At 55.1% G+C, this 8,496-nt stretch carries 9 protein-coding genes, 1 tRNA gene and 2 rRNA genes (1 of these 12 only partly in view); 6 read left to right on the forward strand and 6 right to left on the reverse strand.

The genetic code is table 11. From position 1 onward, the window contains the following. The 3 genes from GQO94_RS18310 to GQO94_RS18320 form a co-directional block, all read left to right on the forward strand. Window positions 1-178 (forward strand): 23S ribosomal RNA (locus GQO94_RS18310) (it extends 2,613 nt beyond the left edge of the window). 125 nt (window positions 179-303) lie between these two features. Then, a 5S ribosomal RNA gene (gene rrf, locus GQO94_RS18315) occupies window positions 304-418 on the forward strand. Between the two features lie 114 nt (window positions 419-532). After that, a tRNA-Met gene (locus tag GQO94_RS18320) sits at window positions 533-609 on the forward strand. Here GQO94_RS18320 and GQO94_RS18325 read toward each other — a convergent pair. Further along, window positions 566-2,278, reverse strand: a complete 1,713-nt coding sequence (locus GQO94_RS18325) for a recombinase family protein (protein WP_156842860.1) — start codon at window positions 2,276-2,278, stop codon at window positions 566-568. The two genes, GQO94_RS18320 and GQO94_RS18325, sit on opposite strands and share 44 nt — an antisense overlap. After that, window positions 2,275-2,484: a hypothetical protein gene (locus GQO94_RS18330; protein ID WP_156842852.1), complete on the reverse strand. Its 210-nt coding sequence runs from the start codon at window positions 2,482-2,484 to the stop codon at window positions 2,275-2,277. The genes GQO94_RS18325 and GQO94_RS18330 overlap by 4 nt, the downstream gene beginning before the upstream one ends. Window positions 2,485-2,639: 155 nt before the next feature. Between GQO94_RS18330 and GQO94_RS18335 the strand changes: the two genes are divergently transcribed. Further along, window positions 2,640-3,434: a hypothetical protein gene (locus GQO94_RS18335; RefSeq protein WP_156842853.1), complete on the forward strand. Its 795-nt coding sequence runs from the start codon at window positions 2,640-2,642 to the stop codon at window positions 3,432-3,434. Here the strand turns inward: GQO94_RS18335 and GQO94_RS18340 are convergent. Next, the gene (locus tag GQO94_RS18340) at window positions 3,403-4,482 is read right to left on the reverse strand and encodes a hypothetical protein (protein ID WP_156842854.1); all 1,080 of its coding nucleotides are present in this window, start codon (window positions 4,480-4,482) and stop codon (window positions 3,403-3,405) included. The two genes, GQO94_RS18335 and GQO94_RS18340, sit on opposite strands and share 32 nt — an antisense overlap. A 62-nt stretch (window positions 4,483-4,544) precedes the next feature. Beyond that, window positions 4,545-6,179 (reverse strand): P-loop ATPase, Sll1717 family, encoded by a 1,635-nt coding sequence (locus GQO94_RS18345; RefSeq protein WP_232333020.1) that lies wholly within the window; start codon window positions 6,177-6,179, stop codon window positions 4,545-4,547. A gap of 332 nt (window positions 6,180-6,511) precedes the next feature. On the opposite strand from GQO94_RS18345, the gene GQO94_RS18350 reads away from it, so the two are divergent. Both GQO94_RS18350 and GQO94_RS18355 read left to right on the forward strand, forming a co-directional pair. After that, complete coding sequence (locus GQO94_RS18350; protein WP_156842855.1) at window positions 6,512-6,739, forward strand: hypothetical protein; 228 nt, start codon at window positions 6,512-6,514, stop codon at window positions 6,737-6,739. Beyond that, complete coding sequence (locus tag GQO94_RS18355; protein ID WP_156842856.1) at window positions 6,736-7,026, forward strand: hypothetical protein; 291 nt, start codon at window positions 6,736-6,738, stop codon at window positions 7,024-7,026. Before GQO94_RS18350 ends, GQO94_RS18355 begins: the two co-directional genes overlap by 4 nt. Before the next feature lie 97 nt (window positions 7,027-7,123). Here the strand turns inward: GQO94_RS18355 and GQO94_RS18360 are convergent, their stop codons facing one another. Further along, a complete protein-coding gene (locus GQO94_RS18360) occupies window positions 7,124-8,008 on the reverse strand; it encodes a hypothetical protein (protein WP_156842857.1) in 885 nt (294 codons plus the stop codon). A gap of 26 nt (window positions 8,009-8,034) precedes the next feature. Beyond that, entirely contained in the window at window positions 8,035-8,451 is a 417-nt protein-coding gene (locus tag GQO94_RS18365; RefSeq protein ID WP_156842858.1) for a hypothetical protein, read from the reverse strand. Between the last annotated feature and the right edge of the window lie 45 nt (window positions 8,452-8,496).

Genomic DNA, 8,496 nt, shown 5'->3' on the forward strand with positions numbered 1-8,496 from the left:
GGAGCGCAGCAGGGTAGCTATGTATGGAAGGGATAACCGCTGAAAGCATCTAAGCGGGAAGCCTCCCTCGAGATTAGGTATCATCGAGTCGTGATAGACCATCACGTTGATAGGCTGGGTGTGGAAGCGCGGTAACGCGTGGAGCTAACCAGTCCTAATAACTCTGTTCATGCTTGAGAGTCCCACCATCAATGACAGGCCTGTAACGGTACTGTCTGATGGACGATAATCAGCCAGACGCCACAAACTAAGACTTGCACGGATACATCGATTAAAAACCCGCGAAACGCGCCGGCTTCATTGCTTGGTGACCATAGCGTCAGTGCCCCACCCGATCCCATCTCGAACTCGGCCGTGAAACCTGACAGCGCCAATGGTACTTACGCTCAAGCGTCGGAAGAGTAGGACGTCGCCAGGCATTGTAGCCGGCGCGCTTCGCGGGGATAAACCCATTCACATGTCAGGGCCTTGTGCCCTTATCGAGGGCCTCCGCGGCCCTCTTCGTGTCTTTGCGACACGGGTAAACTGGTGACGCGGGGTGGAGCAGCCCGGTAGCTCGTCAGGCTCATAACCTGAAGGTCGTAGGTTCAAATCCTACCCCCGCAACCATCTTTACCTTGCCAAGGCTTGAAAGCCCTGGATTTCCCTCAGTCTTAGCCAGTTTGATCTGCTCGATTTCCGCCTTCTGCGCGGGGCTCAGCGTGGCGAGGTTGTTGTACAAATTCTCCGATCCCGCCTTTTCGGTCATCAGCAGGATACCTGCCAAATCGCCGATCAAGTCGATGACCAGAGCGCTCTTATCGTCGTTCGGTGTGAACACGATCTTATCGATCAGCTTCCGAATGACCTGGGCGCTTTTGTCGCGTTGGTCGGGCTCTTCCATGGAAGCGATCAAATTCTGAATCTGGACGCTGTAACGATGCGCCATGTTCGGATGCACGAAAATCGGTGCGTCCTCGGTGGTCTCCAGAATTTGCGTCAGTTCTGTTTTGCGGCGGTCAAGTTCAATGGCCTCATCCTTGACCATCGCACCGGGCACACCGTCCATGATCGATTGGACCAGTTTCTTGATCCGCCGGTTCACGCGGTCCAGTTCGGCCGCATAGTCCGCCCTTGCCGCGTTATGCTCGTGACGGACGCGATTGAGATGGGCGGTGTATCGTTCGCAGAAGGCTGCGCACAATTCCTTGTCCATTAGACGGGCTTGAAGCGCGTGCAGAACGCGGGTTTCTATCTCGGATTCGGAGACCGTGATGCGGTTGTCACACGTGCCCTTATTGCGTGCCGTGGAGCATCCATAACGGCCTTGGGAGACGATGGACATCCCGCCGCCACAACATCCGCATTTGAGCAAATGAGAAAACAGTTTCGGCGGACGGCGCTTTGCCTCCAGTGAGGGCTTGTGATCAAGCCGCGCTTGCAGGGCTTTCACGTCATCCCAAAGCGTCTGAGCGACGATCCGTAGCTCTGGCACATCCACACGCTTGATTGTCTCATTGGCATTCGGACGCGCGACGCGCTTACCAGTGACCGGATCCTTTCCGAACTTCTGTCGATCCCAGACAAGGACACCGACATAGAGTTCGTTGTTCAAGACGCCCGTGCCGCGCTTGCGGTTTCCGTTGATCGTACTGGCTGACCATTCGCCGCCGCGCGGTCCGGCAACGCCCTCGGCATTCAGGGAATGCGCGATGGCACGAGGGGATGCGCCATCTTTATAGGCTTCAAAAATCCGCCTGACGATCGCGGCCTCATCTTCGTTGATGGCGCGTTCGCCGCGCATCCGGTCGCCGCCAGCATCGACGTCGCGCATCATAGAATAGCCGTAGGAAATTCCGCCGCCGCTCTTGCCCTGGAGAACCCGTCCCTCAAGGCCGCGATGCGTCTTGAGCGAGAGCTCGTCGATATACATCTCATTCATCGTGCCCTTGAGCGCAACGTGAAGTTTGTTGACGACGCCCTCACTCAAAGTGACGATCTTGATGCCGAGGAAGGTCAGGCGCTTGTAGAGATGCGCCGTGCCTTCCTGATCGCGGCTAAGACGATCTAGGGCTTCAGCAATGACCACATCGAACTTGCCATCCTGCGCGTCCGCCAGGAGATTCTGAAGACCGGAGCGCAACATATGCGTTCCGCTGATCTCATAGTCCGTATAGCTTTGGATTACGGCGTGGCCATCACGCGCGGCGATCTGGTTGCAGATCCGAAGTTGATCCTCGATCGAGGTGGGGGTTTGAAATGCCGAACTGTAGCGGGCGTAGAGGGCGGCTCGGGTCATGGCGCGCTCCTTTCTGGTTGACCGCCAGTATAGGGGATTTTACCCGTCCGAAGAAAGACTTTATAGTCTTTTTCAGCGGAGATTTGCGCCATGTGGTCGATAAGGTCTAATAACGAGAATTGCGATTCCGTAGCCTCATTGTCAGCATTCGCTTTGTATTGCGTGCTGTCATTGTCGGGGCGGCGGCGGTCATCGCACTTCTTCATGAGGAATTAAATCCTATCATAAATACTTGGATGATGTGCGGAATTCTATTGTGCGCCGCACAACATCAGCCTGTGTTGCGGCGTCGTGGTAGTACGCAGATGACCCGCAATGCGCGTGTAAACTCCGGGTACCCACTGTCAGATGGAGCGCCGGAATGCCGTTTGATTGGCTGAATGCCACGCCCGATGACCGAAAGGCGCTCTACCGCAGCGTGCGGCAGGCCATGGACGCGGCCAACCTTAATTGGTCTCAGGTGTTCGATCAGGCGTTTGACGGCGAGCAGGTTGGCAGCGGGCTTGAGGACACGTTTCGCGCAGGGCGGATCGGGCGCAAGAAAGCCAAACGCATCGCCGAATGGCTTGCGCGCGATCATCCCAAAGAGGCCGCGCAACTAGATGCTTTGCTAAAAGCGCCATCGGTGCCAGTCAGTGCTGGGGCTTTATGGAAGAAGTGGCTGGAAGAGCACGGGCATTATGACGGGATTGGGGTGGTGCGGCTATCTGATCCGGCTGCAGGCATTGTCACGTTTGCCAATCCGGAGCCATTGGCCGGGCCTATCATTCCGCTGGGCGCGCCATTTTGCTTTCAGCTGCACTCGGATCTGGCGGGAGCGAGCCTCGCATTTCAATCGGTCAAAGGGCTCTGGTACCCATTGCCCCTCAGCGAGAACGAATTTTCTTCGCGCGTTGACGAGGGCGTGCAGTACGTCCCATCTGAGTCGGAGAGCGGCCAACCTGTTGCTCTGTCCGAAGATGTGCACGCGGGACGACATCGTTTCGCGTTGCTCGTTGGCGAGGCGCAACTCGTCGATGTTGTGGCTGGAATGATAGATGTGAGCGAGGTCATCGATCCGGCAGTCCTCGATGCCATCGCAAAGTATGTCAGCGGTGCTCAATCGCCGTGGCGGCTACACAGGATCAACTTGCTATTTCAGGCGGGGGCGGCGTGAAAGCCAGTGATGCCAGCAGTTCGCCAACATTCTCCGGCATGGCGCCATTCTTGCGAACGCCCATGCCCGCCTCAATCCTATGCATGCCCGAAATCTTCGCCGCCAGCCGATTGAAGCTGGCGCACACTTCTTCATGGAATGGCGCGAACCCGTCTACCTCTTGATCGAACTCGCGACTTGCAAAGCTCACAAGATGCGCCAGCCGCTCTCTCGGAAACGGGTGCGTCTCATCGTGGAGCGTGTGGCCAAAGCGCTGATACTCATCAAACAGCCAGGCCATGAGATACGCAGCCAGCAGGCTCATCTCCATGCGCGTCCGAAAATCCAGCGTGGCAATTCCTTCGATGTTTTCGCCGCCCATAAGCTGAATGCGGCAAAGTGTGCGCAGCGCTGACGCGTCCGCATCCAATTCCAGCGCATGTAGAATGCGTCGTGCTTCGTCCGCCGGAAGACTGGACTTCTTCAGACTGACCAGCATCGCCGGATTTGGCACTTCGTTTAATGCCGCCCTGACCCCGAGGTCTTTGAGCAACAGCATATGCCCGTTCACGCCGTGTGCCAGCTCATGCAGCCAGACAAAGCGCCTCATGATCATCGCGAGATAGATTGCAGCGACATGGCGATCCGCGTCTTTGGGTACGCGGTGGCGATCCGTTTCGTTGTCAATCGTTTCGCCGCGCATCGTTTTCGCAAGGAGGAATATACCGGGCGCGGAGCCAAATTGCGGCGCGGTCGAATCTTCGCCCGCTGCATCACCAATCTGCGGAAACTGATCGGCCTGGGTGAACACGTAAAGGGCAAATTCGATGATCGTAATCACCAGCCCTTGATGAATGCCCAGCACATGCGAACTCTCATGTAGGTCGGCAAAGGCATTGGGGACGGCGGTATCGACATAGCCGCAATCGAACTTGAATGGGGCGCCGTGAGCGTTGATCAGCTCACGCGTGCGAGCAGCGAGCATCCGAAAGCTGCTGACTGCCGCAATGAAGGGCAGATCTTCAATCTCGCTCTGAGTTGGGAGAAAGCTCTCAACTCCTTTGGTCAAGCAGTATGAGTAAAATGGTTCTCCCAACACTTCTAAAATAGGCCGCTATTTAGAGAACAATTCTATGATCTATCTTGTAAATTATACGCGGCATGCAGCATAGGATGGAGTCTTATTTTGCTATTCGCGGATAGGACTTGCGCTGAAATGAGTGGCTGATCGATGTGCGCGAAGAAAAAGCGATCTTGCGGACTTATTTTAATGCCGACGCCCCCAACCCGGTATAAGATCGCTGCCAACTCTGCAACGACGTCAAATGCTATCTTCCTGCCGTCTTCCGCATAGCGATTGCATAATTCCCATACCGGATCATGCGCAACCTTTTCTTTGGTCCAAGCCTTCGTGCAAAAGTCATCAACACGGTCAATTAATTCAATCAAATCAACCCCAGATTTACGCCTCGACGTGACAAAATCTAACACTGCGTCAAGTGAAGGATAGGAACTTTTCCATTCCTGAACGAGAGCATCTCGCCTTTTGCGAGCAAAATCGACCTCCGATTTGCGAACGGTATTTACGGGAATATTCGTTCGTCCATTCGCACCATCAATGCACTCATTTACAAAGGCAATTATATCACGCGGCCGCATCAACGTGCGTTCGAGCATCCAATCGAAGGTTTCCTTCGCTCCGATTTTTGCTGGGAAGATATCTGTAAAGCCAATCAGTGATCCCGTATACTGCCGCTTGAAAAGTGCATTAAGGCGTTTCTCGACTAGTTGCTTAAGTTCTGAACGTGTCCATTTTAACCGAACAAGTAAGTCTTCGAACTTCTCGCGCTGGAAACTAATATCAGCTGTCTCTTGGACAACTCTCTCCAAGACATCTTCGCGAAGTGCTACAAGTATTTTTAAGTTCTTAATGCGTCGAAAAGTCTTTAAAGACTCCATTAGTCCTTTGATCATTCGAAAGCGAACGCTGTCGTCAACCCAGCGCTCATCAAGTTTGTCAATTGTTAAATAGTAAGAACCTGCGTCGGAATTTTGCGTCGCCAGCATCTCAATGACGCCATGCAACTCGGAAAGTTGATCAGAACTGATAATCTTCCGCGTACGAGCTATTATTTCGCTCTTCTTTTCGCGACTCAATCTCTTATCATATTGGCCGCCGGCTTTGAACTTCTCAATTTCACCACCTATCTCCGCCTTAAGTTTACGTTCAACGGTCTCGGTGACTTCCTTGATGTTCTGGTCCATCGTGATCCAGAATTTACCTTCCCATTCTCGAATATAGTCGAGTGATTTCTGCTTTCGCTCATCTTTCGAGAACCCGTCGAATAGCTTAGCAAAAATATTTCTGGATTTGTCGCCGCTGTTAACATCCCAACGCAAGCGGATATACTCGATACATAGGACATGCTTCCAAAGCACTTGGAAGAAAAGATCTAAATCAGCGCCAATTACATTTAAAAAGCGGAGTGCATCCGAATTGGATACGTAACTCATCGACATTTCGAATGGATCGATAGCAGAGCTATGTCTGGCTTCGTTTTCAAGGTATCGCAGTATCGCGGTTTTGCCGGATCCGGTACGACCCGCAACAACCATTGTTGGTGAGTTCAGGCGGCGGCAATCTTCAACCGGTGGATATTCAACAAAACAGTCGAAGAGGAATTCGTCATCGGTCTCGGCATTCCCTGTTCCGATTCCAGCTCCACGCCTCAAAACGACCGGGTTCGTCATGTTGCTCTCAGCCATTCCCGCAATGTAACCAAGAGCTTTCTAACCTGCTAGGCGCCAGACCGCCACTTTCCCCATAAGTTTCGCCAAGCTGCAGTACTGTGCTCTGCTTGAAATGCTGAACCTCTAATTTGCCGATTGCCACCGATCCTGGCCAATTCGGTCTGTTTGGTTGCCTCGTTCATGTCGCCAGTCCTGACCGGCCGCGCCCCCCCGTCAATGCCGCTGCCCGCTCCATTCGGCTGCGCTTCGCTTCGCCTCCCGTGTTGGGCATGACGGGTGGCCTCCTTCGTCCGGTCGATCGGATTGGCGTAACGAGCCAACCCAAACACCGAATAGGAGATCACATCATGGCTACACTGCAAACCAACCAATCTGCCGCTTCCAAAGCACCTGACTTCATTGCCTGGCACGTCCAGAACAAGGGCGAAAAGAATTTCTGGACCCGCGTCGGTGCCAGCTGGAAGCACAAAGATGGCAAAGGCGTCACGCTTCAGCTTGAATCCCTGCCCATCGGCGGGCGCATCGTGCTTCGCGAACCGTCCGAGGATAAACCACAAACCGAGGGGCGCGCATGAGCGCCCCTCTTACTCACATCATAGTCTGGGAGGGCATCGAGATCGAAGTGACGCACACGCCGCTCTATTGTGCTGAACCACCATTCGATCACATCGAGTTGCGCGTGAAAGGCAAGCTACGCCTCCCTATGACGGAGACGGGCTATCGCTCGCATTTTCTGCCTGCGCGCGAAGTCATGTCTTATGGTGATGCCGCAGGCTACGTGCGAGCGTGGTTGGATCACGAAGCGCAATCCGCGTCATGGCGCGTTTACGTGGAATCTTCACGCCAGCTCAGCCTCTTCTAACGAACAAGAGCCAGCCGAATGGGATTCGTCTGGCTCATTCTCGGCATTTGATCGGCGTGAAACGCGGCGCACCAACCTTGCGCGTTCCGTGCTATTCTCAGAGATCCGGCAGAACGCCGCTATTGCGCGCGGCGTCGACCTCTTGCGCTTGTCTCGCCGCCGCTTCCGCTTCGACATTGTTACGCCGTGCTTCGCGCAAGCGAAAACCGAGTTGCGGGTCGCCGAGCCGGTAGCGCGTGACATACGCAACCTCGGCATTCCGCCCGTTGGCCAGGACTTCCACGGTCATGAACGGCCCACAATTCTGATCCGGATAGGGGCCGCGGTTCATCATCGTAGAGAACCGGCTTTCCGGATCGTGGAGGAAGGCGAGGTTGGTGCAATGTTCGGCGATCTTGCCCTTGCCGCCGGAGACGTAGCCCACCGGATTGTTTGAGGGGGTGATCTTCCCGCCGCCAATGATGCCCTCACGCTTCGTTTGAATGTCACGAGGCAGATCGTACTTGTTGAGAAACTGCTTGGCGACGGCCTGCAGGAGCGGCGGATTCTCCCCGAAATACGACGTGCGGCCGATGGCGTAGACCTGCGGCGCGTCGGGCGGGCCTTCATAGAACAAGCGCGCATAATCCTCTTCGCCAGTCTTCCGAAAGTCCATCCGGAAAATGTTCTGCTTGGCTTCCTCTTTGCGCCGCCGGTCATCGTCATAATCGCCCGGCTTGGGATAGCCGAGCGTGTAGCCCTGACAGGTCAAAATCGCAGCGGCCTGCATCGGCGTCATGCCAGCCTGCACGCCGACGAGGCCATTCGGATCGGGGCTGAAGCCGCTGCAGTCCGAGGCCTCGGTTTCGGCTTCGGACGATTTGTTATCTGAGAATAGCGACGTCAAAGTCTCATTCGTCTTGCCATCCATCGGGTCAGGCTCGCGCGAACATCCAGCCACCGGCAGGAGAAAGAGTGCCATCGCGGCAAAACGACGTTTCATGATGATCCCTCTTTTGTTCGATGAAGTCAGTGGAAAGACCGAAGACCGCTCGCCAGACCCAAGAGTCCCGCGCACGCCGTCAGAGCCAGAAGTGTGATGAGAAGCGCGATGGCGGCCAGAACGAGACCCGCCACGCTCAAATAATAGCCCGTCTTGTCGGGCAGATCGGCGCCGATTTCCTTGCCCTTGCTGCCAAAGATGATGGCAATCACCACCGTGACGATGCCGATCGGCCCAAGAAAGAAAGTCGCAATCCCGCAGATCAGCGAGATGATCCCAAACGTCATCGCCTGACGGTTCGGATCTTGCCCGTCAAAGTTCAGCGGGCTTCCCGTGCCCGGAACGATAAAGATGCCGACCGCCCGATCTGAGAACGGCGGTGCAAAATTAGACCACGGTAGCGGCGGCGAAGTGCTGCTGCGGGCGGCGTAAAAGTCGTCCACTTTTTCCCTTTCGCGATGGCGGCGAGGGGGATGAGGGATTTACAC

The organism is Novosphingobium aquimarinum (assembly GCF_009746585.1).
Lineage (GTDB): Bacteria > Pseudomonadota > Alphaproteobacteria > Sphingomonadales > Sphingomonadaceae > Novosphingobium > Novosphingobium aquimarinum.

What these genes read in the sequence shown, in the direction of transcription:
- GQO94_RS18350 (WP_156842855.1), top strand. Translation starts at nt 6,512, where the DNA reads ATGGCTACACTGCAAACCAACCAATCTGCCGCTTCCAAAGCACCTGAC.
- GQO94_RS18345 (WP_232333020.1), bottom strand. Translation starts at nt 6,179, where the DNA reads ATGGCTGAGAGCAACATGACGAACCCGGTCGTTTTGAGGCGTGGAGCT.
- GQO94_RS18335 (WP_156842853.1), top strand. Translation starts at nt 2,640, where the DNA reads ATGCCGTTTGATTGGCTGAATGCCACGCCCGATGACCGAAAGGCGCTC.
- GQO94_RS18330 (WP_156842852.1), bottom strand. Translation starts at nt 2,484, where the DNA reads ATGAAGAAGTGCGATGACCGCCGCCGCCCCGACAATGACAGCACGCAA.
- GQO94_RS18355 (WP_156842856.1), top strand. Translation starts at nt 6,736, where the DNA reads ATGAGCGCCCCTCTTACTCACATCATAGTCTGGGAGGGCATCGAGATC.
- GQO94_RS18360 (WP_156842857.1), bottom strand. Translation starts at nt 8,008, where the DNA reads ATGAAACGTCGTTTTGCCGCGATGGCACTCTTTCTCCTGCCGGTGGCT.
- GQO94_RS18325 (WP_156842860.1), bottom strand. Translation starts at nt 2,278, where the DNA reads ATGACCCGAGCCGCCCTCTACGCCCGCTACAGTTCGGCATTTCAAACC.